The 25,695-nt window shown below is 58.4% G+C and carries 17 protein-coding genes and 1 pseudogene; 3 read left to right on the forward strand and 15 right to left on the reverse strand.

The genetic code is table 11. The annotated features are described in order from the left end of the window. Positions 1-217: 217 nt before the first annotated feature. The 3 genes from GIW79_RS01165 to GIW79_RS01175 form a co-directional block, all read right to left on the reverse strand. Positions 218-1,543 carry a sigma-54-dependent transcriptional regulator gene (locus GIW79_RS01165; RefSeq protein ID WP_236452674.1) on the reverse strand — a complete coding sequence of 442 codons (1,326 nt, stop codon included), beginning with the start codon at positions 1,541-1,543 and terminating at the stop codon, positions 218-220. Beyond that, the gene (locus GIW79_RS01170; RefSeq protein WP_236452672.1) at positions 1,537-3,303 is read right to left on the reverse strand and encodes an ATP-binding protein; all 1,767 of its coding nucleotides are present in this window, start codon (positions 3,301-3,303) and stop codon (positions 1,537-1,539) included. Before GIW79_RS01170 ends, GIW79_RS01165 begins: the two co-directional genes overlap by 7 nt. A gap of 161 nt (positions 3,304-3,464) precedes the next feature. Further along, positions 3,465-4,988, reverse strand: coding sequence for a fumarate hydratase (locus GIW79_RS01175; protein ID WP_236452671.1), 1,524 nt, complete (start codon positions 4,986-4,988; stop codon positions 3,465-3,467). Between the two features lie 216 nt (positions 4,989-5,204). Between GIW79_RS01175 and GIW79_RS01180 the strand changes: the two genes are divergently transcribed. Further along, positions 5,205-6,146 carry an iron-sulfur-binding ferredoxin reductase gene (locus tag GIW79_RS01180; RefSeq protein ID WP_054897654.1) on the forward strand — a complete coding sequence of 314 codons (942 nt, stop codon included), beginning with the start codon at positions 5,205-5,207 and terminating at the stop codon, positions 6,144-6,146. Positions 6,147-6,324: 178 nt separating this feature from the next. On the opposite strand, the gene pyk is transcribed toward GIW79_RS01180, so the two are convergent. Next, the gene (gene pyk / locus GIW79_RS01185) at positions 6,325-7,776 is read right to left on the reverse strand and encodes a pyruvate kinase (protein ID WP_003193904.1); all 1,452 of its coding nucleotides are present in this window, start codon (positions 7,774-7,776) and stop codon (positions 6,325-6,327) included. 173 nt (positions 7,777-7,949) lie between these two features. Between pyk and GIW79_RS01190 the strand changes: the two genes are divergently transcribed. Together GIW79_RS01190 and GIW79_RS01195 are read left to right on the forward strand one after the other, a co-directional pair. Continuing rightward, complete coding sequence (locus GIW79_RS01190; protein ID WP_003193903.1) at positions 7,950-8,324, forward strand: tetratricopeptide repeat protein; 375 nt, start codon at positions 7,950-7,952, stop codon at positions 8,322-8,324. A gap of 221 nt (positions 8,325-8,545) precedes the next feature. Next, a complete protein-coding gene (locus tag GIW79_RS01195) occupies positions 8,546-8,905 on the forward strand; it encodes a PilZ domain-containing protein (protein WP_034134388.1) in 360 nt (119 codons plus the stop codon). Positions 8,906-8,957: 52 nt separating this feature from the next. Here GIW79_RS01195 and GIW79_RS01200 read toward each other — a convergent pair whose 3' ends face one another. The 11 genes and pseudogenes from GIW79_RS01200 to GIW79_RS01250 form a co-directional block, all read right to left on the reverse strand. Further along, a complete protein-coding gene (locus GIW79_RS01200) occupies positions 8,958-10,289 on the reverse strand; it encodes a DUF58 domain-containing protein (RefSeq protein WP_236452670.1) in 1,332 nt (443 codons plus the stop codon). Positions 10,290-10,296: 7 nt separating this feature from the next. Beyond that, entirely contained in the window at positions 10,297-11,292 is a 996-nt protein-coding gene (locus GIW79_RS01205) for an AAA family ATPase (RefSeq protein WP_127880981.1), read from the reverse strand. A 292-nt stretch (positions 11,293-11,584) separates the two neighbouring features. Next, positions 11,585-15,574 (reverse strand): ATP-binding protein, encoded by a 3,990-nt coding sequence (locus tag GIW79_RS01210; RefSeq protein WP_232590598.1) that lies wholly within the window; start codon positions 15,572-15,574, stop codon positions 11,585-11,587. A 181-nt stretch (positions 15,575-15,755) separates the two neighbouring features. Then, positions 15,756-17,120 carry an RNA-directed DNA polymerase gene (locus tag GIW79_RS01215; RefSeq protein ID WP_232590596.1) on the reverse strand — a complete coding sequence of 455 codons (1,365 nt, stop codon included), beginning with the start codon at positions 17,118-17,120 and terminating at the stop codon, positions 15,756-15,758. Next, entirely contained in the window at positions 17,117-17,683 is a 567-nt protein-coding gene (locus GIW79_RS01220; RefSeq protein ID WP_232590594.1) for an SLATT domain-containing protein, read from the reverse strand. The genes GIW79_RS01215 and GIW79_RS01220 overlap by 4 nt, the downstream gene beginning before the upstream one ends. Positions 17,684-18,969: 1,286 nt before the next feature. Then, positions 18,970-19,398, reverse strand: a complete 429-nt coding sequence (locus tag GIW79_RS01225) for a TetR family transcriptional regulator (RefSeq protein WP_232590583.1) — start codon at positions 19,396-19,398, stop codon at positions 18,970-18,972. After that, positions 19,395-21,257, reverse strand: a complete 1,863-nt coding sequence (locus GIW79_RS01230) for an integrase (protein ID WP_232590581.1) — start codon at positions 21,255-21,257, stop codon at positions 19,395-19,397. The genes GIW79_RS01225 and GIW79_RS01230 overlap by 4 nt, the downstream gene beginning before the upstream one ends. Continuing rightward, entirely contained in the window at positions 21,254-22,933 is a 1,680-nt protein-coding gene (locus tag GIW79_RS01235) for a hypothetical protein (RefSeq protein WP_232590579.1), read from the reverse strand. Before GIW79_RS01235 ends, GIW79_RS01230 begins: the two co-directional genes overlap by 4 nt. After that, a complete protein-coding gene (locus tag GIW79_RS01240) occupies positions 22,933-24,081 on the reverse strand; it encodes a tyrosine-type recombinase/integrase (protein WP_232590577.1) in 1,149 nt (382 codons plus the stop codon). The genes GIW79_RS01235 and GIW79_RS01240 overlap by 1 nt, the downstream gene beginning before the upstream one ends. A gap of 155 nt (positions 24,082-24,236) precedes the next feature. Further along, positions 24,237-25,394: a DUF4350 domain-containing protein gene (locus GIW79_RS01245; RefSeq protein WP_197900796.1), complete on the reverse strand. Its 1,158-nt coding sequence runs from the start codon at positions 25,392-25,394 to the stop codon at positions 24,237-24,239. Beyond that, a pseudogene (locus GIW79_RS01250) lies at positions 25,391-25,651 on the reverse strand (DUF4129 domain-containing protein); the annotation flags it as partial. The gene GIW79_RS01245 and the pseudogene GIW79_RS01250, both read right to left, overlap by 4 nt. Positions 25,652-25,695 lie beyond the last annotated feature (44 nt).

The following is a 25,695-nucleotide window of genomic DNA, read 5'->3' on the forward strand; positions in this document are numbered from 1 at the left end:
GCTGTGCCAGGTGGATGAAGGCCCGGAATAGAAGGGTTACAGGATTTTTTTGAGCGGAAAGTTGCCGATGATTTTTGGGTGGTGAGCGGAAATCCGCTTATGGCTGCTGGCGTCATCGGGAGCAAGTCGAATTGTCGCATCGCCCCTCCCACACTTGAATGTATTCACAAATCAAAATGTGGGAGGGGGCTTGCCCCCGATGACGATCAGAAGGTCGCTACAGAAACATCTCCCTTGCCAACCCATGCCGCTGCATCTTTTCATTAAAGGTGCGACGCGGCAGTTGCAACTCGGCCAGCACCGCTTTGATATCGCCTTTATGCCGGGTCAGCGCGGCTTTCAGACAATGCGCCTCGAAAGCCTCCTGCTGCGCCGCCAGCGATTGCCCAGGCTCAATACCTTCCGGTTCAGGTTCTCCAAGGCCCAGCACCTGGCGCTCGGCGACGTTAGCCAGTTCACGCACGTTGCCCGGCCAGTCATGGCTGAGCAGGCGACTCAGCTGCGGCCCACTCAGTGGCTCAAGATGGCGGCCCAGACGCTCGGCAGCGCTTTGGGCGAAATGCTCATACAACAGCGGAATGTCTTCGCGACGCTCGCGCAGCGGTGGCAGGCGCAGTTGGGCGACGTTCAGGCGATAAGCCAAGTCCTCGCGAAAACGTCCGGCGCGTGCTTCTTCGAGCAGGTCCGGCTTGGTGGCGGCGATGATGCGCAGGTCGACATTGATGCTCTGGTTGGAACCCAATCGCTCCAGTTTCTGCTCTTGCAACACGCGCAATAGTTTTACCTGTTGCGCCAGAGGCATGCTTTCGATTTCGTCGAGGAACAGGGTGCCGCCGTGGGCGTATTCCAGCTTGCCGATACGCTTGCCCTGGGCGCCGGTGAACGCGCCGCTTTCGTGGCCGAACAGCTCGGCTTCAAACAACTGCTCGGGGATCGCTGCGCAATTGAGCGCCACAAACGGCTTCTTGGCGCGTGGGCCGAAATCATGCAGGCAGCGGGCAACCAGCTCTTTGCCGCTGCCGGTTTCACCCCGAATCAACACGTTGACCGGTAGCGTCGCCAGGTCCAGCACTTGGCGGCGCAAGCTTTGAAGGCCCTTGGACACACCCAGCAGGCTGGACTCCAACTGCACGCGATGATCGGCCTGTTGATGCAGGCGGCGGTTTTCCAGGATCAGGCCGCGCTTGTCCAACGCCCGGCGCAGGCTGTTGAGCAAGGCGTCGGGGCTGAAGGGTTTTTCCAGAAAGTCATAGGCGCCGTCGCGCATGGCTTCGACGGCCATTGGCACGTCGCCATGGCCGGTGAGCAAAATCACCGGCAAATCGGCATCGCGGCGCTGCACCTCGGCCAACAGTTCAAGGCCGCTGAGCCCCGGCATGCGCACGTCGCTCAGAATCACCCCGGCAAAGTCCTTGGGCAGTTGCGCCAGGCACTCTTCGGCGCGGCTGAACAACTGCACGTCAAACCCCGACAGGCTCAGCCATTGCTCGACGGCCGTGCGAATACTGGCTTCGTCATCTACCACAATCACCGCGTTCAACATAGGTCTGGCGTCTCCAGGGCGATAGGCAGGGTCAAGGTGAAAATCGCGCCATCGCCACGGTTGGCGGCACTCAGGCGTCCGCCCAGTTCATGCACGATAGCGTAGGACACCGCGAGCCCCAAGCCGAGCCCGTCGCCCACCGGTTTGGTGGTGAAAAACGGGTCGAATACGCTGCTCAAATGTTCTTCGGCAATCCCGCCGCCGCTGTCGCAGACGCTCAACTGCCACAGCTGCTGATCGGCGTGCAGGCGGATTTCCAGGCGCTTGCGCGGTTTATCGGCCATGGCGTCGAGGGCGTTGCGCAGCAGGTTGATCAGCACTTGTTCCAGGCGGATCGCGTCGCCACGTACCCAGGCCGGGCGAGTGAGGTCCAGCACCACGCCGATGGCTTCGTCACGCAGGCGCGCGTCGAGCAGGTGCAAGGATTGGTCGACCACCGTCGCCAGGTCCAGCTTTTCGCGCAGACCGCTGGGGCTCTTGCGCGCGAACGTCTTGAGGTGGCCGGTGAGCGCAGCCATACGCGTGAGCATGTCATCCAATGGCGTGAGAGCCCTGTAGGCATCGTCCACGCGACCATGGTCGAGCAACAGCCGCAGCGTCGCCAGTTGCATGCGCTGGGCGGTCAGCGGCTGGTTGATTTCATGGGCGAGGGCGGCCGACATCTGTCCCAATGCCGCCAGCTTGGCCGACTGCACCAGGCCATCCTGGGCGGTGCGCAGCGCCTGGGTGCGTTCTTCGACCAATTGCTCCAGTTCTTCACGGCTGCGCTGGCGCAAGCGGGCCAGGCGCCAGCGCTGGCTGAGGAACAGCCCCAGGAACACCAATGCCAGCCACGAACCCGCAGCGGCAAGGCCCGCGTTACGTTGGTCTTCAAAGGCAAACTGGGGTTTGCGCAACAGGTGCAGGGTCCAGCCTTCGCGCTTGAGCGGCAGCGACTCCCAGATGTAATTGGCGTTGCCGTCGGGGCCGTTGACGCGGATCAAGTGGCTGTTTTCGTCAAAGCGTTGCAGGGGCTGGGTGTCCAGCGGCTGCAGTTGCTTCTTGTCGTATTGGCGGGTGGCCTTGAGTTCAGCCAGGTCATTTTCGGACAACGGCCGCAGGTTGCGATAACGCCAGCCCGGCTGGTTGGCGATAAACACGATGCCCCGCGCATCGCTGACCAACAGTAGGTCATTGCCCTGGGCCCACTCGCGCTCCAGCTCGGGGAACTCCAGCTTGACCACCATGGCGCCGAGGAACTGCTCGTGCTCATCCACGACCGCGCTGGAAAGAAAGTAGCCCGGAATACCCGTGGTCACGCCCACTGCATAAAAGCGCCCGGTGCCCTGGCTCAAGGTCTGGCTGAAATACGGCCTGAACGCGTAGTTGTGGCCGACATAACTGCTGGGCAGGTTCCAGTTGCTCGCGGCCACGGCCAGGCCGGTGCGGTTCATCAGTTCCAGAGTCGAAGACTGCGCAGCGCCGTTGATGCGCTCCAGCTTGCGGTTGAGCCGGTCTTGCGTGGCGGCGTCCAGCGGGCCCTTCAAGGCGCTGATCATCTCCGAATCCAGCGCCAGTACGGCGGGCAGGGCACGGTAGCGTTCGATCAGGGTATGCAGCGAGTTGGCATACAGCGCGAGCTGCTGATTGGCACGGGCGGCGTCGTCCACCAGGGCCTGGCGTTCGGCATGGCGCGTGGCCAAGGCGGCAGCCAGCACCGCACCGGCGATGATCAACAGAGAATAGAAGGTCAGGCGCAGGGGGCGAGGGATCACGATCATACGATGATGAACAGGCACGGTAAGGGGCGAGCACCATAGCATGGGCAGCTCATATCTTGTGACCAAGGAGCTTGTGTGGGAGCTAGCCCCCTTGCTTCAGGCATAAAAAAGGCGACTGGGCCGTGGGGCCGCAGTCGCCTTTATTCTTTTGGATGAGGTGCTTACTGCACTTCTACCGCCAGGCTGTCACTGATCTTTTTCTGCCAGATGGCAGGACCGGTGATGTGGACGGACTCACCTTTGCTGTCCACTGCAACGGTGACCGGCATGTCTTTCACGTCGAACTCGTAGATGGCTTCCATACCCAGTTCGGCGAAGGCAACCACGCGCGACTTCTTGATGGCCTGGGCCACCAGGTAAGCGGCGCCGCCCACGGCCATCAGGTACACGGCCTTGTGGTCCTTGATCGCTTCGATGGCGGTCGGGCCGCGCTCGGACTTGCCGATCATGCCCAACAGGCCGGTTTGCTCGAGGATCTGACGGGTGAACTTGTCCATCCGCGTCGCGGTGGTCGGGCCCGCCGGGCCAACCACTTCTTCGCGCACCGGATCAACCGGGCCGACGTAGTAGATAAAGCGGCCCTTGAGGTCCACCGGCAAGGTTTCGCCCTTGTTCAGCATCTCGACCATGCGCTTGTGCGCCGCGTCGCGACCGGTAAGCATCTTGCCGTTGAGCAGTACGGTTTCGCCCGGCTTCCAGCTCTGCACTTCTTCCGGGGTGAGGGTGTCGAGGTTGACGCGACGGGCCGATGGGCCGGCTTCCCAGACGATTTCCGGGTAGGAGTCCAACGGTGGCGCCTCCAGCGACGCCGGGCCCGAGCCGTCGAGCACGAAGTGCGCGTGACGGGTGGCGGCGCAGTTGGGGATCATGCACACCGGCAGGGAAGCAGCGTGGGTCGGGTAGTCCATGATCTTCACGTCGAGCACGGTGGTCAGGCCACCCAGGCCCTGGGCGCCGATACCCAGTTGGTTGACCTTCTCGAACAGCTCCAGGCGCATTTCTTCGATACGGTTCTGCGGGCCGCGCTTTTTCAGCTCGTGGATGTCGATGGACTCCATCAACACTTCCTTGGCCATTACTGCGGCTTTCTCGGCGGTACCGCCGATGCCGATGCCGAGCATGCCCGGTGGGCACCAGCCGGCGCCCATGGTCGGAACAGTCTTGAGCACCCAGTCGACGATCGAGTCGGACGGGTTGAGCATGGCCATTTTCGACTTGTTCTCGGAGCCGCCACCCTTGGCCGCCACGTCCACTTCCACGGTGTTGCCCGGGACGATGGAGTAGTGGATGACCGCAGGGGTGTTGTCCTTGGTGTTCTTGCGGGCGCCGGCCGGGTCGGCGAGGATCGAGGCACGCAGGACGTTTTCTGGCAGGTTGTAGGCGCGACGCACGCCTTCGTTGATCATGTCGTCCAGGCCCATGGTGGCGCCGTCCCAACGCACGTCCATACCCACGCGCACGAACACGGTGACGATACCGGTGTCCTGGCAGATTGGGCGATGGCCGGTGGCGCACATGCGCGAGTTGATCAGGATCTGGGCGATGGAGTCACGGGCCGCCGGCGATTCTTCGCGCAGGTAGGCTTCGTGCATGGCCTGGATGAAATCAACGGGGTGGTAGTAGGAAATGAATTGCAGGGCGTCGGCAACGCTCTGAATCAGGTCGTCTTGCTTGATCACGGTCATGAGTCGCGCTCCTCTATAAGGGAACATTCAATAAAGATGGCGCCAGTGTTGCATCGGTCGGCTGAAGCCATCTTTCCAAGGCACGCCAGAATGGTGCAGGCGCGACGCTAAAAAGGCGCGGCAGTATAACCCGGCACGGTGGCCGATACACCCGACTATGGTCAAACTGTCGCAGGCATGATTCCCTGTGCGCGCTCCTTATGATTGAGTCTTTATATGCCTGAACTGTACGTCGGCGAACGCCACTGGTCTGTATCCCTCGGCAGCAACCTGCTGGATGCCTTGAATCAGGCCGGCGTGGCCGTGCCCTTCAGTTGCAGGGCCGGCAGTTGCCATGCGTGCCTGGTGCGTTGCGAGGGTGAGGTTGACGACCAGCAGCCCGAAGCCTTGAGCCCGACGCAGCGCCAGCAAGGTTGGCGCCTGGCGTGCCAGTGCCGGGTCAGTGCGGACCTGAAGGTCGAAGCGTTTGACCCTCAGCGCGATGGCCTGCCCGCCCAGGTGGTGGGCGCCGATTGGCTGAGTTCGACGGTACTGCGCCTGCGCCTGCAACCGGAACGTGCCCTGCGGTACAACGCCGGGCAGCATCTGGTGCTGTGGGCGGGGCAGGTGGCGCGCCCCTATTCTCTGGCGGGCTTGCCCCAGGAAGAGCCGTACCTGGAGTTTCATATCGACTGCCGTCAACCCGGTGCATTCAGCGATGCGGCGCGACAGTTGAAGGTCGGTGATCCTTTGCGCCTGGGTGAACTGCGGGGTGGAGCACTGCACTATGACCCTGACTGGCAATCGCGGCCGTTGTGGCTGCTGGCTTCCGGTACTGGCCTGGGGCCCTTGTGGGGGGTGTTGCGCGAGGCGCTGCGCCAGGATCACCAGGGCGACATTCGCGTGATTCACCTGGCCCATGAGGCCGAAGGTCATTATCTGGCTGAACCCCTGGCAGCCCTTGCCGCCCGGCATGGGAACCTGACCGTGGAGCTATGGACCGCGGCGCAGTTGCAGCCGGCGTTGGCGCAACTGCGGCTGGTTTCCCGGCATACCCTGGCCTTGCTTTGCGGGCACCCTGCCAGCGTCGAGGCCTTTTCCAAGCGCTTGTTCCTGGCGGGACTGCCGCGTAATCAATTGCTGGCGGATGTGTTTCTATCCCGCCCTTTCACTTTATGACAAGCCTGCTCAAGTCGGTATCGGAGTTTAACGCCGGGTGCTGATGACGCCATCGCAGGCAAGCCAGCTCCCACAGTAGACCGAGTTGTCTAACTATTGTGGGAGCTGGCCTGCCTGCACTGAAATGCAAAAAGCCCCGCCATTCACAGGGCGGGGCTTTTGTTTTTCAGCCTGTCACTCAGACCTGCGGGTCGCCCACATGCAGGATCTTCATGCCATTGGTGCCACCGGTGGTGTGGTAGCTGTCGCCCTTGGTCAGGATGACCCAGTCGCCTTTCTCCACGACGCCGCGTTTGACCAGCTCGTCGATCGCCTTCTGGCTGACTTCGTTCGGTGCCAGCGACGCCGGGTCGAACGGGATGGTGTACACGCCACGGAACATGGCCGCGCGGGCCTGGGCTTCGCGGTGTGGGGTGAACGCGTAGATAGGCACCGAGGAGCGGATGCGCGACATGATCAACGGCGTGTAGCCACTTTCGGTCAAGGCGATGATGGCCTTGACACCCGGGAAGTGGTTGGCGGTGTACATGGCAGCCAGGGCGATGCTCTGGTCGCAGCTTTCGAAGACTTTGCCGATGCGATGGCTGGAGGTCTTGCTGGTCGGGTGCTTTTCGGCACCGACGCAGATACGCGCCATGGCCTGTACGGCCTCCAGCGGGTAAGGGCCGGCGGCACTTTCAGCCGAGAGCATCACGGCGTCGGTGTAGTCGAGTACGGCGTTGGCCACGTCGGACACTTCGGCACGCGTCGGCATCGGGTTCTGGATCATCGACTCCATCATCTGGGTCGCAACGATCACCGCTTTGTTGTGACGGCGTGCGTGCAGGATGATCTTCTTCTGGATACCGATCAGCTCGGCGTCACCGATTTCAACGCCCAGGTCGCCACGGGCAACCATCACGGCATCGGAGGCCTTGATCAGGCCGTCGAGGGTTTCATCATCGGCCACGGCTTCAGCACGTTCGATCTTCGCTACCAGCCAGGCGGTACCGCCGGCTTCGTCGCGCAGCTTACGGGCGTATTCCATGTCGGCGGCGTCGCGCGGGAAGGACACGGCGAGGTAGTCCACTTCCATTTCGGCGGCGAGCTTGATGTCGGCCTTGTCTTTTTCAGTCAGGGCCGGCGCCGTCAGGCCACCACCGCGACGGTTAATGCCTTTGTGGTCGGACAGCGGGCCGCCGATGATCACGGTGCAGTTCAGTTCGGTCGGCGTGGCAGTGTCAACGCGCATCACCACACGGCCGTCGTCCAGCAGCAGTTCGTCACCGACGCCGCAGTCCTTGACCAGGTCCGGGTAGTCGATGCCCACCACGTCCTGGGTGCCTTCGGTCAGCGGGTGGCTGGTGGAGAAGGTGAACTTGTCACCGATCTTCAGCTCGATCCGCTTGTTGGTGAATTTGGCGATACGGATTTTCGGGCCTTGCAGGTCGCCCAAGAGTGCAACGAAGCGGCCATGCTTGGCGGCGAGGTCACGCACCAGCTTGGCGCGAGCCTTGTGCTCGTCCGGGGTGCCGTGGGAGAAGTTCAGACGGGCGACGTCCAAACCAGCCAGAATCAGCTGTTCGAGGACTTCCGGCGAGTTACTGGCCGGGCCAAGGGTGGCGACGATTTTGGTACGACGGACGGACATGCACGGACTCCTGAGTTCAAGCGCTGGGGAAGGCTACTATGCTCTTTCGTTGTAGTCATTGTTCGTTTGCACTACTTATCGACGATTGGCTTGTTTTGGCTGCGGTTGAATGGGCAAACGCCTTGAAGATTTTCGACCAGGGGTCGATACACTGCACAAGACAGGAGAACCCCATGCGAATTTTGCTCGTTGCTGCCCTGGCCGTCAGTGTTGTCGGCTGTACCCGCTGGTCGATGGACCACCATTTGAACAACGCTTACCGTGCCTATGGGGTCGGTGATTGCCAGCGTGTCACCTTGGAGTTGTCCCAGGTCGATCGCGAGAGCCGAACTCGCCGCTACGTGCAACCGGAGGTTTCGATGTTGCGCGGGCAGTGCCTGGAACGCCAGAAACTGTTTGTCGATGCCGCACAGACCTATCAATTCATCATCGGCCACTACCCGTCGAGCGAGTACGCCTATCGAGCCCGTGCGCGGCTCGATACCTTGCAGCAACTGGGGCATCTGCCGGCTGCAGGCCTGGCAAAACCAAGGCCTGCGTCGTTGTAAGGGTATTTGTCGCTTCATGGCTGGCCTGTCGCCAGTCTTGCGCTATTCTTTGAATGTCTGTTTGTGCAGTACCCATTCGAACGGATGCAATGCCCGGATTCGGCAGCTGTTTGGTGACAAGCGGTAGCTGTTGTCACACCGAGATCCAGGGAGAGCGAGCGATTGCTTGTTCCGAATCACTGGCACGGCCAGATTTTTGGCTATTGAATGGCGACTTCACCATGTTTACCGAACGACGGATCGAGCGGCATCAACTGCCGTATTTTCTGCAGGTGTTCAATCGTATTACTGACAAGCCAATCGGCTATCTTGGAAATGTGTCTGAAAACGGTCTGATGCTGATCAGCTCGTTACCCATGATGACCGACGTGGATTTCGAGCTGCGCTTGAAAGTGCCGGTGGCGCAGGGCGAGTTCAAGGCAATTGACCTCACGGCAACCTGCTTGTGGAGCCATGAAGATGTCACCCCGCAGCATTACGACTCGGGGTTCAGCGTGCTTGAGGCGCCCGAAGAGTACCGGCACCTGATCAACGCGCTGTTGCAGTACTTCAGCTTTTATCCTTTGCAGGCCTCTGTCTGAATTATGCGTGGGGTCGTGGCCGTTTCCTGGCCATGCCCCTGCGCAGTCATCCTCAGAATACCCCGGCCTTTTTCCACTCCAGATAGCGTGTGACCAGCCCGGCACCCAGCGCCGATGGCAAGGTATCCAGCACCGACAGGCCATGAGCACTCAAGCGATCATGGCGTTGGTTGCGGGTGTTGAGGTAATCGATCGTGCCGCTGTAAGCCAGCGCTTCGGGCAGTGTCTGCACAGGCGCCTGGCGTAGTTGGTCGAGGACCTCTTCCCTCAGGCTGGCCACCAGTACCCGGTGATGCCTGCCGATACGCTGGACGGCAGCCATCAGCGCTTCATCCTCCTCATCCCGCAGGTTGGTGACGATGATCACCAGCGCCCGGCGTTTTTGACGTGCCAACAACTGGCTGGCGGCCGCCTGGTAGTCGGCGGTTTTTCGCGTGGTCTGCAGGTCATAGACCGCATTGAGCAACAGGTTCAATTGGCCACTGCCCTTGACCGGCTTCAGGTAGCGCGGCTGGTCGCTGGCAAACGTGCACAGCCCTACGGCATCGCCCTGTCTCAAGGCAACGTAGCTCAGCAGGAGGCAGGCATTGAGCGCGTGGTCAAAATGGGACAGTTCATCATCCTGGCTGCGCATGTGCTGGCCGCAATCGAGCATGAACACGATTTGCTGGTCGCGTTCGTCCTGGTATTCCCGGGCAATGGGCGTTCGTTGGCGGGCGGTGGCTTTCCAGTCGATCTGGCGCAGGCTGTCACCTTCACGAAACTCCCGCAGTTGATGAAACTCCAGGCCTAATCCTCGCCGCTGATGTTGGCGCACGCCCAGTTGGCTGAGCCAGTTATCCACACCCCGCAACTGCGCACCGTATAAACGTGCGAAATCCGGGTAAACACGAGTGGCATCGTGAGTCTCGACCCAGCGTCGTCCCGACCACAGCCCCAATGGGCTGGGCAGCAGCAGTTCGCAGCGACTGAAATGGAAGTGCCCGCGCCGCAAGGGGCGCACGCGATAGCCCAGCTCGGCACGCTCACCGGGGCGTAGTTGAATGGATTGAGGCAGGTTCTCCACAGCCAGGCCATCGGGCACGTGATCGAACACCTGCACGGTCAGAGGTTGCGGGTAGTCGTGCTCCAGGCACAGGCGTATTTCTTCCCAGCGCCCCAGCGCCAGGCTACCAGGCAATGTTCTGTACACGCGGGCCGAAGGGCGGCGACGCAAGCGTGCAGCATCCAGCATCGCCAGCAGCAACAGGGCCAGCAGCAGGCCCCAGGCTACCGAATGAAAGGTGGCGGGCACTTTGAACTGCAACGCTGCCGAGGCGCCCAACAGGGTGTTCAAGCCGAGCAGAACGCTCAGCCAGGTCAGCAGCAGACTGGTCGGTTTCATGGCCGCGTCATTGCCTTGGTGCTGCAATCTGGTCGAGTAACTGCTGGAGCACCTGGTCGACTTCCAGGCCGTCGATGTCCAGTTCTGGTGCGATGCGTACCCGGTGACGCAGTACCGCCAGGGCGCAGCCCTTGATGTCGTCGGGGGTGACGAATTCGCCACCGCGCAACAGCGCACGGGCCCGTGCCCCGCGTACCAGGGCGATGGAGGCCCTGGGGCCGGCACCGATGGACAGCCCCGGCCAACTGCGCGTGGCACGGGCCAGGCGCACGGCGTACTCGAGCACCTGTTCATCCAGCGGCAGGTCACTGGCAATTTGCTGCATCGTTACTACGTCCGCGGCTTGCAGCACCGTACGCAACGGCTGTACCTCCAGCATGTCGGCCTTGGACGAGCGCGTCACTTCGCGGACCATATCCAGCTCTTGTAGAGCATCTGGGTAGTCCATTCGCACCTTGAGCATGAACCGGTCCAGCTCGGCCTCGGGCAGTGGGTAGGTGCCTTCCTGTTCGATGGGGTTCTGGGTCGCCAGCACCATGAAGGGCTGGCCGATGGGCAACGCCTCGCCCTCCAAGGTCACTTGACGTTCCTGCATGGCTTCCAGCAGCGCTGCCTGGGTCTTGGCGGGGGCACGGTTGATCTCATCGGCCAGCAACAGGTGGGTGAATATCGGCCCCTTGCGCAGTTTGAACTGTTCGGTCTGCAGGTCGTAAACGGCGTGGCCGGTGACATCGCTGGGCATCAGGTCCGGGGTGAACTGGATACGGGCGAAATCACCGCCAAAGCAGCGGGCCAGGGCTCGTACCAGCAAGGTCTTGCCCAGGCCTGGCACGCCTTCCAGCAATACGTGGCCGCCTGCGATCAGGGCGGTGAGCACGTCGTCAATCACAAGGTCCTGGCCAATCACGACCTTGCGCAATTCCACGCGCAGCGCCTGGGCCTGCTGGCTGGCGTGCTGAAGCTTTTCGGCGGTCAGGGTGGTGGCCAGTGGAGAGTCGCTCACAAGTTCCGGAGCCTCGCTAACTGTTAAATTCGTTTTATCTTCCATAAAATAGACACTTACCTAATCTAACTATTTTTCGGATTTTTCTTGCGAGGAAGTTAGTGGCTGTCAATCTGAAAAAACGGCAACCGCACGGTAACTCCCTCTTTTTGACCGACAGTCGGGAGGAGGCCTGTTCCGTTCAGATGACTCTGGGAGGTGGCTCACCATTGAGTGAGCCCTTCAGATCCCTGCGGCCTACCTCCAGACCTTCGAGCGATCGTTTGGGCGATGTAAATTACAAATTATCAAATTAATCAGAAATACCACGCAGCACCCCTCGAACGCGCCACGCATCCATCAATTGCAGTATGTGGGAGGATGCTTGGGCCTTGCAGTTTATGGCTATTGCGTCTCCGAAGGTGCCTACGCTGTCGAAGATTCGCAGCTCTCCGCTAACGGGCATTCCTACTCGCTTCAAATAAGCTTTGCGGTCCCCGTCATGGCTGGCTACCAACGTTACTAGCTCACCACGCAGTGCCTCTAAGTCCTCCGAACAGGAAATCTGTAGGGGTTCCAATAGCACCCAGTCGCGATGACGAATTAATGGGTAGCCGCTGTGGTCAACAATACGAGCGATTACCAACGGCGCTCCAAAAACTTTGCTATTGTCGATATATCTGGCCTCACCTGCACCGACTTGCGCAATTGAGTCGTAGAGGACCCCGACGATGGGCATTAGACGGACTTTATTTCGCGGCAATGCCAATGCAGGCGCAACCTTCTCGCTAACGGATTGCTCACAAGCCAGCATCAATTTGCTGATATCAGTTTTATCTGAGTGGTAACGTCTGGCGAACGTCTTATCGCTATACAGAGCGATGACTGGATCGCCACATTTTGCTGCCTTTTCAAGAGAGACGATCACCACTTGTCCCTTTCTTGCGAGGGCGCCAAGTGAATCACCATGGATCGCATACAGTGCCACGTTCCCCAGCGAGTCCAATGAGACCGCACTTGGGGGCTCAGCGGGTGAGGCGACCTCAGTCTGTGTTTGAGCGCTAAAGTCACCAAGCACACGAAATTTCTGCTCGTTATGAGCTAATACAGTGGGTGCTTCTGGTGCTGTCGCAAAGAAAAGTTCTTCATCGTCTCGAGTCAACCGTCCCATGAACCTTGCATAAGCTGCTGCGCAGCTTCTTATCAGCCGGTCAACCTCCGAAAAGCCTTCATCAACGGCTGCGGCATCATGGGGTGTAATTTTTCGAAGGTCATGATGGGCTTGGTTGATCGTTGTGTAAAAGTGGGTGCCCGGTTTCAACGAGTTACAACTCAGCAGCTTTTCGAAAGGAGGCTCTTGGAAAGGTAATTCTCCAGCATTGCGTGCATTGGCTATGTGACCGATCAGGTCTGCTAGGGTTGGTTTGTAGAGCAGCATAGGGTCAGCTGCGAGCAAGTCCCACAAGCGGTTCTCGATATGCAGCCTAACGCGTTCCACAAACTCTTGGCTCGCCGCAACGTCATTGGAGTCGTTACACCATGCTTGGCGACGTTCATTTACCTCTTCGAGCGTGGGAGTCAGAGCAATTGTCAACCTGGACGCAGACAAAGGGCTAATCTGCAACATGGTCCATGATGGGGCCGTGGAGGAGCTTCTCGGTAACTTGTCTTTTACTGCGGCGATGAACCGATTGTCGTTGGACGTGATAATGATCGCCATACCCGCTTTTACTAGAGCTGGTACTGCTGCGGCGAGATTCTCGGTATTAATAGGATCAAAGAAGGTCTGTGGATCATCCAGCTGTAACACCTCCAACGCGCCAGAGCGTTCTCGAATGCGCTCCCATAGGCTGAAAACGAACGCCCATACACAAGCTCGCAGATGAGATGAGTTCATTATTTCGTGAGCTTGGACGCGTACTGCACCTAGCCCGGCGTATAGCCCTACCCCTTGAGTGCGAGCAGGATCTAGTCCGAGATACCGTGGTCCACCATTGTAATGAGGACGATAAATCAGATCGAGCCAAGCGGTTGTACGAGTCTCTAATAACTGAATCAGGCCTTGGACTTGATATTCAACCAATTGTGGTAAACGTGTCAGTTGCTGTATCGCTGCGGCTGCGCGTTTGATCAGCCTAAGTCGTTGACTCGCGCCCACCCAGCGCTTACGAGCCTCCTCTATGACGTCAATCTGCCGCGTTAAGGCAATTAACGGCTCTGAAGTGGTAATCGCCTGGTGCAGTGCTGACAACTGGTGTCTGATTGGCAGGTTGATCAAATCGGGGACGTCGTCGACTTTCTCGCCCCGGGAAAATGATCCGACTCCCAGGTAGTTTGCCAAAAGCGTCTGCATTGCTGCCTTGACCGCTATACGCTGCTTACTCAACGTTACTACGTGCTGTAAATTGGCAAATCGGCTGGCCAGCACCCCCGTCGCAAGCTCTTGAGGCAAGCTGAGAAAATCGGAAGGCTGTTCGGCGGAAAGCGAATGCGCTTTGATCAAGTGGTCCCAAAGCTTCCGTGCATTCCTTTGGATTGGTTGAAGGTCCGCTGCGAAAGATTGGTCCTTGAGTGCCTCGTTGACATAAGCATTTTTATAAAGATCGAGAACAGTACCGCGCCCCTTGTATTCGGCAAAGGTTTTCAGGGTCTCCGGTAGCGACTCCAGCAGCTCACTCGCAGCGCCCTGTTGCCAATCCGCAAGTGATTTTGTTGCGTCCTGGTGCGCCTGAAGCCCTGCTTGAAGAGCGCTAGCGACGTCGGAGTCTAAGAGGGCGTCAGGTGGTACTTTGACCAGATCTGAACCGCAGACTGGGCAGTCAGAGATCGGTTTATTTGGGTGTTGCCGCCGGTGCCACAGCGCAACCATTGTGTATAACTGCTGGCGTGCTGCTTGTTCCTTGTTCTGCTGACGCTTGACCTGATCTGCAGCTCGTTGTGCTAGCTCTTCCAGTTTAGCGAGGACGGCGATTCGATCCGCGTCGCTGATTTCCTCGATCTGTTGGATGGTTCGAAGTGAGGGGAGTCCTTTCAGAGCTGCGCCGGTTAATTGCTCTCTTGCCGAGGCGAGCTGGCCAAGGAGGGTTTGGCTGCGCTCTGGCGTTGATAACGAGGTCGTGCTGCCAAGAATCGTCTCAATATCGCTCAGACCGCTTGCTTGGTGCTGGACGAGCTTCTCGCGAACGGTTGCGATCGAGCCGCTACAACTCTGTTCAGGGCTTACCTTTTCAGGTGTCAGTAAATCGGGCTCGGGACCAAGCGTCTCAGCCTGTGCGCGCCAAGCGTCGAGAAACGAGCCCTTGCTGTCTATGAAATGAATACGAGCAGCATCCTTGGCATCTATGGCAGTGTCGGTGTCGTCCTTCTCCAAGCGTCGGACAAGACGTGGTAAACGCATGCCCAGATCTTGCAATGGCCGCAAACCTGTTAGCTGAGCGATTGCCTCGGCAAAGCTTGTCTTTTCATCGAAGCGCATACTTGCAGCGATAGCGGGCATCAACGTACCAGCTTCGATGGCCCACTGTGGCAGCCGTAAGTCGTCTAAGCCACTTACGCTCACAGAGACAGTTCCTCTGATATTTCGCGTCAGCTCGCGTCTGACGGTTACATCGTTTCCATCTTGGTCCCGCAGATCCAGCTCCACCCATGTGTCACACTCGGGACGGTCGCCTAGCAGCGAGAGATCTGACGCTGAAGGCAATGGGACGATCACGGGTAACGTGAAACTGGTATTAGTATCGCTCTCGCCATTCGTTGACATTACGTCGACAGTGATTGGATTGTGTACCTCCGATGGCTTGTGTTGAGAACGATGTGCCTTACCGGTTAGGCACCACATGATCGCACTCTGCAATGCGGATTTACCGGCGCCGTTGAACCCCCAGATGCAGGTAACGTCGCGATCAAGTCGAATGGTTAGAGTCTCAGGTGCTTTCCCGGCTGAATCGCAGTGACGTTGAAGCCCAGCAAAGCGATGGGCTCGAAACTCTTGGAGTCGCCAACAAGGACGCGAAGCTGCGGAACTCGCTACATGACTGCGAGCCACATGTAGCTGCGGCTTGCCAATGGCACCGAGTAGTTGATCAACCTCGCTGCTTGAAACGGGTTTTGCCTGTGCCCAGAGGTCCCGCCGTCCTGCATAAAATCCCATCGCGAGGCGAGCATCTTCAAGGTCTAGGGAAAATTGGCCCGCGCCCTGAGGAAGGCTGATCGGTTGACCGGCACAAAGCACATCAACGATTTGATCTAGCGTGCAGTTCTCCAGATCCAGAGTTTCGGCTTGCGTCGGAGGGGCAGCTTGCATGAGGACATCCTTGGCATCATCTATGGGATACAGGCTAACGCTTTGGAGACGAAAAAACTTGGCCTTCGGCTAACTACTTAATTCAGGCCTACCGGCCAGGTCAACTTCAGAACTCCAGCACTAAGGGCGAGTGCTGCCGCTATTCTTCAGCGTTTTAACAGGCCCCAAGAGCTGAAAATTGCTAAGACGTTTGAGCAATATCTTCTTCCAACTCACGTACCGCCTTACTGATCTTGATGGCAAACCGCCGCTCAACCTCAGCATCGCTTAAAAGCCTGGCGTCAGCGCCAAGCCAAATCTCAAGCACCTGGCGCTTCTGAGCTACGTGCAGGTCATCGAAGTTAGGGATGTACCGATGGTTTGCGCTTAAGCCACGCTGCAGCTCATAGAAGGTCTTGATAAGGGACTTCGGGCGAACCTCGCCTCGTGGGCAGAAGCGGTGAGTCAGCTTGCTGATGGTGTGATTTATCGCTCGGAGCTGAGAGGTGCTGGTGATCTGCGAAAAGTACGCAGCCCAACCAAGGCGTTTGCCTTCAAAAATACAGCCGGTGATCCGAAGGTTGAGCTTCCATTGGCAATAGGCGAGGGCACGCTCTTTATCTGCGCGACTGCGAGCGCTTTGAAGCTTATGACGATAGGCAGTGAAAATTTTTGCTATAGAGCCTTCAAATCTGAGAATGCTCTCGCGGCGAACCAAAATTTCGCCGCCTTCGACTTTATATCCCAGAAAGCTAAAAGGCTCGGTCAAGTCATCGACCTTGGATTTAGAGTCCGGGCCGAAGTCGTGCGGATTCAGCTTGAGTGCCTTAAGGGCGACAATCAGCTCGTTCGCGGTGGACTGAGCCTCACCTTCCGGCGTTAAAATCAGGATGTCATCTACATATCGCTTATACCAAATTCCTGGTCGCGACCGGAAAGCGGTATCGATGCCCTGCATAGCAATTTCAGCCAAGACGTTTGAGATAGCCAATCCCTGCGGTACCCCGACACTTGATCGATCCGCATCTCTGCCACCTCGGGATTCCGGGACAGTGGGGGTGGTGAGGGCGTCGGCTATGAGACGCCTGAACTGTGCCTTTCGGATCTTCGTCTTGGTGGCTTTAGTAATCAGTTCGTGCGGAATGCTGGGGTAGAAAGTCTTTAGGTCGATCTTTGCGTATTCAGCGAAAGCGCCTGAGTCGAGAGCGCCTTTGAGGTCGTCGATGACGATTTGCGGCAGGATTAGCTTGGCTGTGGGGAATACGTCGGCGAGGCAGTTACAGAGGGCCCTTAAAACAATTCTGTCTCTGGCCGTTGGGATGGAAATCTGCCTAGGGAGCGACGATGCCCCCTTGAGAATCAATTTTTCCTTGTATGCCGTGAACCGATAGGCGCCTTGGTCAACCTTTTGGATGATGTGATCCAGCTCGGCGATTAGATTCTTGTCGAGATTCGCGGGTCTCACGCGATCCAGCCCTATCGCTCCTGATAGCTTGATCTTGTCGGTGTAGATTTCCTGCAAGCTCTTGCGAGAGAAACGTCTCTTGAAGCTAAGGGCGGCACTCATGGCTTGGCCCAATACGAGTAAAGCCCTGCTGCTACCGGCAGAATATAAAGACCTGCTGTGATCAGAAAGCGCAAAGTGAGCCATAGCAGGGCATCGAAGCTCTCGAAGGCCGTAGGTGATCTACTTGTGAGTCCCGTTGCAAAAACGCGGGCAATTCGATCATCGATCTCACGATGGTTCTCAGTGGCGGCAAGTAACTCGTCATACCGCTCGATTTGTTCATCGGTGGGCTTGGGATAACTGGGATCTTGGGATTCGTCAGGGAGCCGGCGGTGGAGCTTCTGCAGCTCTAGGTAGTTCGTGCGCATTTGCACGGCCCGCACACGGAAGTCCCGGTTAGTAACCGTGAGTGATACACCAAGTAAAGCAACCGAGAGAATGGTCGCCATAATGTCGGTATTGGCGCCTAGTACCTCACTGTTCCTAATAGTCAGCACGCCGAGTGCTGCACTCAGTATTGCGTACCACACCAGCAAAAGCTGTGAGTGAAAGTCGAGCCACTCCAGGCGTTTGTGGGCCTGAATGCGTGCCTTATAGGTGAACCAGACGCCGTCCTTTTTCACTCACATCTCTCCATAGAAAAGGCGAAGGGGTGGGAGGGTTTGAGTACCGTTGAACATCCCCAGAGGGATCAGTGGGCAAGGCCCAACAGCCGAAGCTGTTAATTATCAGAACCGCCCTCGCTTGCACGAGAGGAAAAACCCACCCCTTCGCGATTGATTCTACAATGCCAGCAAGGTAGGCGTAACCTTATTTCCAGCAGAGGTAGGGGACGAACCGACCACGCGCAACTTACGAAATAGCTCTCGGATCAACTGACAGCAGTGAGTAACGTTCAAAAAAGCGCTCGATAAAAGTTAATGATTATCTCTTCGGCATCGGCTGAAGGAACTCGCGAGCCCCAAACCGGTATACCGCGTACCCTCAAGAACGTTGTGTTGAACTGGGCAACGCCGAAAAACTTCTTGCCCCCCGGATGGCTGGATCACGCTGGAGCAGTTCCGCACCATCCTGCGGTCGACGCCGCCGGCACCTTTGCCTGAAGACTTTGTTGTACCCCCGGGTTACGAGGTGCCCGACGAAATATTTTATTGGGAGTTCGTCCGTGACGCCGTCGCCGCTACGGGGAGTGCGATTCTGCTCACAGGGCCGCCAGGCCGTGGAAAGAGCACATACCTAGCCCGCAAAGCCAAGACATTGTGTGCACTTAAATTTAAGTGGGCATGGTGATCGGCGCCAAACGCGGGTACACGATATGTTTACACGACCCCAACCCGATTGCAGTTCGCGCGTATTACGGCATGGTATTAGTAGACCGCGTTAGGCAAGTCTTGCACAGACTCTGACGACTACACATTACGGTATGCATTTATCTCCTACCTTTTAGAAGATGCAGAGCTGCAGAATTCCAAGGTCGCAAGATATCTGTATTATCTGACTAATGTTGACATCTGCGTCAACCGACCATACAGTTTTCCCGGTAGCCCTTGAGGCACTTGAGTTTACCCCCTTGAGGGACCTGCAGAGCCCGGTTGATGACCGGGCTTTTGCCTTTTTTGAGACTCCTGTTCTCAGCCAGCGAAAGAACTTCTAGATATAACCCCCCCCACGCTGAGCCATCGGTCTATTACAAGACAAGGGGCGAGTCAACTGAGCCGCGGGATCTTCAATACGCTGTTGGACGAATGTTCTAGGCCGCGCCGAATAGCGCTAGTGCTCAAGTACTCAACGGTTCGTTTGCCTTAGCCCGATGATTGCCTATTGCCGACTACGGCCCTTATTAATCGCCAAAAAGAATGCACTCGATACGGTGCCGTTTCCATCAAAATGCGCACTATGCGAAATTGACCTATCCATGCGGTTTCCTTGAAGCCAGGTCGACCACCTTATGATCATTCATCTTACTCTTGAGCACACGGTTCTCGTCCAATAGCACCTCATTGACGGACGCGAGATGGGCGACCTTGGCCCGCAGTTCCTCTATCTCCTGACGATAGGCTGCGGACTTCTTGCGCTCAGCAAGCAAGCCTTGGTGTTTCACATCACGCATGGCGCGACTGGAACGCCCTTGAGCCTCGCGGATAGCCTCGGCAATTCCTGGGTAGTAGTTGTGAATTAGCGCCGTTGATACGCCTGCTTCGCGGGCGACTGCGGTGATCGTAACCTTGGTTTCCCCAGAGCGGGTACGTCCCTTCTGGATGCGGTAAAGCGCGAGCCGCAGATCCTTTTCACGATCCTCAGCCGGCTTGTAGTTGGTTGCCTTGTCGATAGGCTTCATGCGATCAGGGTCTCCGGGGCCATGCCTAATTGGGCCAGTACGTCTCGGCACCGATTCAGGTCGCGCTCAACGCGCTGTCGTCCGCTTTCGCCAATGTCCGGGCAATGCAGCAGCCCTTTCAAATCATCGTAGAGTCGCTGGTATATGGCCGAGTGATGGCGTCCAATCACAGCATTGTTGCAGTTGCCGCAGCGGGTACGTTCAAGAGTATTGCCGATGCAACCGTCATTGTCCGCCGTGCACCAGGCATGACCGTTGCTGCGAATCGCGGTGCTCTCGGCAATGGACTTCAGCATCGAAGCTTGATCCTTGAAGATGAGGAGATTCTGTGGATCCCGCTGCCAGTGATTGAGCGCGCGGCCAAAGCCGCCGGCCAGGGCGGCATCACCCAGCCAGTTATCAACGATACCAAGCTTGATATCGTCCAACTCCGCCTGAATCTCGGCGTACAGATCAAGGTCCAGATGCTGCCCCCAGCTGTCGTCCATGGCGTAGCCTAAAGTCATGTCCAGCGACCAGTGTGCGAATTGCTCCTTCAGGTAGCGCAGGTCGCCGAAGCGGCTGTGCGCGGCGTAGTTGGCGAATTTGCGGCGGAACTGGTGGCTAGTGAGGTTCCAGTTCAGCCCGCAATCCTTGGCGAATACCTTGAGTTTTTCGCTCCAACTAGTGGCGGAAAGGGTGCGCACCTGGTTGCCTTCATTCGGATCTACGCCGAGAAAAAGCGCATGACGGTGCTTGTACGCCTCGACGATCTGCGAATCACGAGGGTTGGTGCGGTGCCGCTGCTCAATTTCGACAGCGATCATGGCCTGATAGGGTGCGGCCCAGCGCTCCATCAGGCGCAGGGCACGCACGGCAGCCTCGGGGATCATCCAGTCATGGATACCGGCATCAGTCTTGTCCGACTGTGAACGCATCCAGTGGTAGATGGTGCCCTCATCATCCTGGGTGCGATGGTGTGCACTGGACAGCACATTGGCCAGCTCGTGGTTGCGGCAGCCGGAGGTGCTGGCCAGGACGATGTAGGAGGCCGTGCGTAGGTCGCTCAACGCTTTGTTAAATGCCCTCAGACCGCCCTCCCACCCAAGGGAGGCCAGATGGCGGTTTTTCGCGGTATAGAAAGCCCTGCGAGACTGCCCCTTTCGCTGAGCCGTGACAGCATCTACGGTATCTTGCAGGTCAAGCAGGTGCTGGCCGCGTTCAACCTGCTGGTAGGCCCGCTCGAATAAGATACAGAACACATCATCGGGAATCAGCAGCGTCTTGCCGCCTTGGGCGTCGCCGAGAAGCCCCGCCATCGCTTTCGCGGAAGTCTCGGGCCAAGGATGTTGTGGCATTGAATCGTCAGTGTATTGACTGAGTTCATAGAGCGCTTCGACGGCGTTGAATCGGCATTGAAGTGCGCGTTGTGACAGCGGCTTACCCTTGGATCGGTTAGTCTGTCGGTATGCCTTGCAGGCGGTCACATAGGTCTTGCAGACTAAGGGTGTCACCGCGCCCAGTTGGTCGAGCTTGAGCGCCTCGAGGTGGCGTAGGAATAGCCTTATTTCATAGAAGGTTTTTTGCAGCATGGCGCCTTTAGGCTGACCCGCCCCACGACGCCCACGTTGTAGGTAGCGGTACAGCATCGCCTTCATCACCGACCGAAACGCCGACGGTACGCTGGAGAAGTCCAGTTGTTTCTTGTTGGCCGGCACGTTGCTGGCGAAGCCGTTGAGTTGCCAGATGTCGTCGCCGTAGCGGCTGCGGATAACCCGCTGCCAATCGACCTGGGTAACGTTTATGATCAGGGCTTCGCGTTCAGATTTGGGCAGCCCACGCACATCGCTTGGCTGGGTGGCAAGGGCGTTATCGCTCATGCAAAAATCTCCAGGCTATCGATTAGATCAACCGACCAGAACGGGTGCGGCCGGGTGCGGGCGCGCTCACGGGCGGCTTCCACTGCTGAGGTCTTGAAGGTGCCGCGCCGTACCCCTTCGGCAACAATGTAGTGGTCGATCAAGCGGGGGATGTGGGCGTAGTCCCGTGCCCAACGTCGCTTGTCCATGCGCGAGCGCTCGGTCAGCACACGGAAATAGAAGCTGAACAGCTTGTACAGGTCCTCGGTTGTCACCGCGTAGTGCTTGCAGCGCAGGCAATTCATGAAATTCATGCAAGTCGCGCCTTCGCGCTTCGGGGCGTATTGGCCGTTCACCAGGTCGGTGCAGTGGCCCATGGGGGTGGCCTTGTAGGTCGTACCGATGGTTCGAGTCAGCAACTCCTGCACCAGTACCTCGCCCATGAACCTCCAGTTGCGACGGGTATTCTCGCCGGGCTTGAGGTAGTTTTGGTCGGCTACCTGTAGGGTGTTGCCGAGTGCCACGGCGGTGGTCGCTAAATTACCATCGGTCAACTCGAAGATGCGGTTGGCAAATGTCTTGCGCAGGCGCGAGATGTTGATGCGAAGTGGCGCTCCGTCGCTGTCGATCAGACGATGCTTGGTTACGAGGTGGTCTGTCGCCCGAGCCAACATATCTGCGCTCAATACCGTGACTTTACCGACACTCTTCCCGCTACGACTGCGGTACAGCCATACGCGGCCTTTGAGGTCGTCCGGGGCCTTTGCATCCAGGGGCTCAGTCAAGGCCATCACGCGGCGGATCAGACGCTCCACGTTGGTTCGCACACTCGGCGTGGACTCCAGAAGGCGCTCGGCGTCCGACTCGGCGCGTAGCGCTACCTTGCTGCTGTTGTAGCCACGCCGCTTCCAAAGGACTAAGAAAACGGTGTCGTCCTTGGGATGCGGTTGCAGGCAGTCGCGGCCCATTTCCAGCAGTGGCGTGGTATTGCGTCCGGTGTGGAGCGCGACGATCAGCAATGCGATGCCCAGCAGTTCGCCGGTCACAGGCGCGTCGTCGGCCCACATCGGCTTGATTGCCGCTCGCAGCGCGGCGCTGAATACCTGCCGCTCGCGCTTGGATAGCGCCGTCTCGCCCTTGACCTTGCGGTTGCTGTTCGGGAAGGGGTTCTTCGGGAAGGTGGCCGCATCGCCGGAGGCCACCAGCGGGATCAGCCCGCGCCTCCCTAGTGCGAGCAGCACGGGCTTGGTATGCGTGTAGAAGGTCTTCTGCGCGATAGTCTCCACGCCCAGCCCGGCCAGATAGCCGAGATAGCCGTCGATCAGGTCCCGGTTCACATCGGCCAGGACCAAGTCATGCGCAAAAGCCGTTGCTCGCAACACACAGTACTCGAGAAAATAGCGCAGCCCAGTCTTGCAGTAGCTCACCACGGTGCTGGCCGCGACTCCACCCTCCTGCCCTGCGAGGAAGCGCTCGATCTGGCGCTGGCCAGCGTAAGTGATGTGGTCGATGCTTGCACCGTACCAGCGGGCAAAGTCGAAGCGGCGGATGCCAGAGGTATTCCGCCCGAACTCGACCGCGGTTTTCGCCGGAGGAATGACGTCGGTCATAATGACCGCACTACCTGCCGCGTCGTGCCTATACCCCACTTGCGGGATGCTGAGATCGGTTTTGGCAAACTCCTTTCGATTGCCCATCAGGCCACTTCCGTCAGCGCGTTCAACTCGTCGTCATAGGCGAGCACCACCTCGTCTGCCATTTCGTTGACTAGATGCAGATACACCATTGTCGTCTGAATCGAACTATGGCCGAGTTGCCGCTGAACGAACACCAGAGGGTCTATCCCGTTCGCACGGTTGCGCTGAAGGCTGACTATGGTATGAGTGGCATAGGTATGTCGGAGCATATGCGTATGGACCTTGACTCCAGCTCGCTTGCCGGCCTCGCTGATGATCCGGTTGAGGCTCTTGCCGTCCTTGCCATAGGGCACTCCGGACTGGTTAAGGAACAAAGCCCTTTGCGGGGTCTTGCTCAGCGAGGCACGCTCGCCCCGCACCTTCGATACGTAGCGATAGAGTTCGGCCATGAACTGGCGACTAATGTAGATATCTCGTGGCTTGCTGCCTTTGGTCACCATGCCGCTGCCGTCGAATGGATTGAGGCGAATGCGAAGGTTGCGCTCGTTTCGTAGCGCCTTGTCTGGGTCGAAGGCATAGGTCAGCGGGAAGGCGGCGAGTTCCTCGCGGCGCAGACCAGTATGTAGCGCCAGGCGCATCATCATGCGGTGATGAGGGTTCTCCGCAGCGGTCAGCAGCGCCTTGACATCGGCCATGCTCAGGAACTTTGGCAGGGCCTTCTGTTTACGCGGCATCACATCGTTTGCCATAGCCTTGCCGCCACTGGCATCGATATGTGCAAGAAAGCTTTTACCGCGCCTCACGCTACGTTCTTCATATGCAAAGGGTAAGCGTTTCACCCACCCCTCCTTCAGCGCGAACTCGTAGAACTTGCAGATGTAATGCAGGCGCTGGTGAGTGGTGTTCGGTGCCAGTTCGCACGTTACCAGGCAGTAGTCCCGGTAGGCCGCCACAAGGCTCTTGGCCTCGCCACGATCAACGTCGCGCCAGTCGATCTCATGGGCCTGAAGGAAGCTGAAGAAGTCGTACAGCGCGCGACCGGTGCTGGGCCAGGATCGCTTAGAGCCAATGACCCCGCGAAGCAGGTAGTGGCGAATGAATAGATTGACAGGGACGCAACTCTTCATTGAGTCCCAAAGCAGAATTGGGAGCCCCGGATAGGGTTGCCCAGAGATCACCAAATCCTCAGTAGCCCAAACAAGCTCCATCTGCCATCCCCTGCACTGACGAGACACCCGATCCCTTTGGCTGCTCTGACAGACATAGGGCCCTGAGGTGACCCTCAGGAACGATCTCAGGGCTATGAGCTCTTCAGGGACTATTTCTTAATAGTATGGAGATCTAACGTTTGCAAGGTGCCAGATCATAAGGCATTCCTGAGGGTTTGCAGGTGCGCCACCTGTCGGCTGAAGTCGGCGCTGGAGAGCCGCTTCAGCGCAACGGGCTCAAGCGCCTGGCTGATGATGTGAGGGGGTTGTCGCGTAAGGTGTTCCAGCACCTGGCGTTGCTCTGACGCATCGAGGTGTTCGAACCCTGGATGGCGTCGCCGGGCTGCGCGCAGAATGTCGTGTCGCAAGGCTTGCAACAACGTGCCCTGGCCGCTGCGGCGCAATAGGAAGTCCGCGCTGGCCTTCAAGTGTTCCTGCAACTGGCGACGTGCCTTGGGAGCCGGTGCCTGGATCGGGCCTTGGCGCATGCCTGCCTGCCACAGCCCCAGAGCAAGCAGCGCAACCAGGGCGACGAGGGCCTGGGGGAAATAACGGAGCAATAGAGTAAACAGATCGTCCGTGTCGCTGTTGAACAGCAAGGTGACGTCAGTGCCCTGGTTCAGATACCACAGCAACCAGGCGTTATCATGTTTGCCGATATCCGCGGTTTTCCACAGGTCGCTGTCGGTGATCACCGTGACGCGGCCTTGCCCCAGGTCAAGTTGCATCAGGTGGCTGGACTTGGCGCTGTTGGCGGAAAACTGCGCCAGGTGCTTGGGGTCGGTGAGGTTGAAGTCGGTGTCAAAACTGAAATAGGCCGGTGCCGTTTCGTTGTCGACATACAGCTTGGTCAGGTCCGGCTTGGTTTTTTTACGCGGTGGCGCGGGTTCGTCGAAGGTGTCGCTCAAGGTTTGGCGGACAGTGAGGCGATCAAGCAGCAAGTCACCGCTGGTGCCGGTTTCTTCATCCCATAATGCCTCGGCGACCAGTAGCAGGTGGCCACCGGCTTTTGCCCAGCCCAGCAGTTGTTCGACCTGGCGTGGGGTCATGTTGCTGCGCTCCCCCAGCAGCAACAGGCTATGGCCTTTGGCGGGCAGTTCGGCGAGTCGTTCAAGGCCATTGGCATGCGCCACCACCACGCCTTGCTGGCGCAAAAAGTGCTCGGCGGCCAGGTAAGGGTTGGCGCGTGCCTCTGGTGACGGGCCGCGATTTACCACTTCCTCGTAGGGAATTGCCTTGTGCCAGCCATATAGGCCGCCCGCACCCAACAGGCACGCCAGTAGCAGCGCTACCCACCATAACGCCCGGTTCATTGGCTCGCTCCGTCACTGAAAAGAGCACGCCAGTCGCTGCACAGTTTTTGTTGGGCTGAAGAGGGCGGTAGGCGGTGACCATAGGCCAGGTTTTGCCAGTGGCGCGTCAGTTCGTCGCTGAACGCCAGTAATTGCGGTTGTTGCAAACGATGAACGCGCTCCAGCACCTGCCCCTCGGTATCGGCGCTTGTCAGTGGCAGGTCGAACTCGTGCAACAGCCGGCTGAGCAACCCGCGATACAGCAGGCCAAGGGCTTCCCCTGTCTCTTATACACATTCTCCGAGCCCACGAGACCACGGAA

Origin of the sequence: Pseudomonas sp. PA-7-1E (assembly GCF_021605325.1) — a bacterium.
GTDB lineage: Bacteria > Pseudomonadota > Gammaproteobacteria > Pseudomonadales > Pseudomonadaceae > Aquipseudomonas > Aquipseudomonas fluorescens_BV.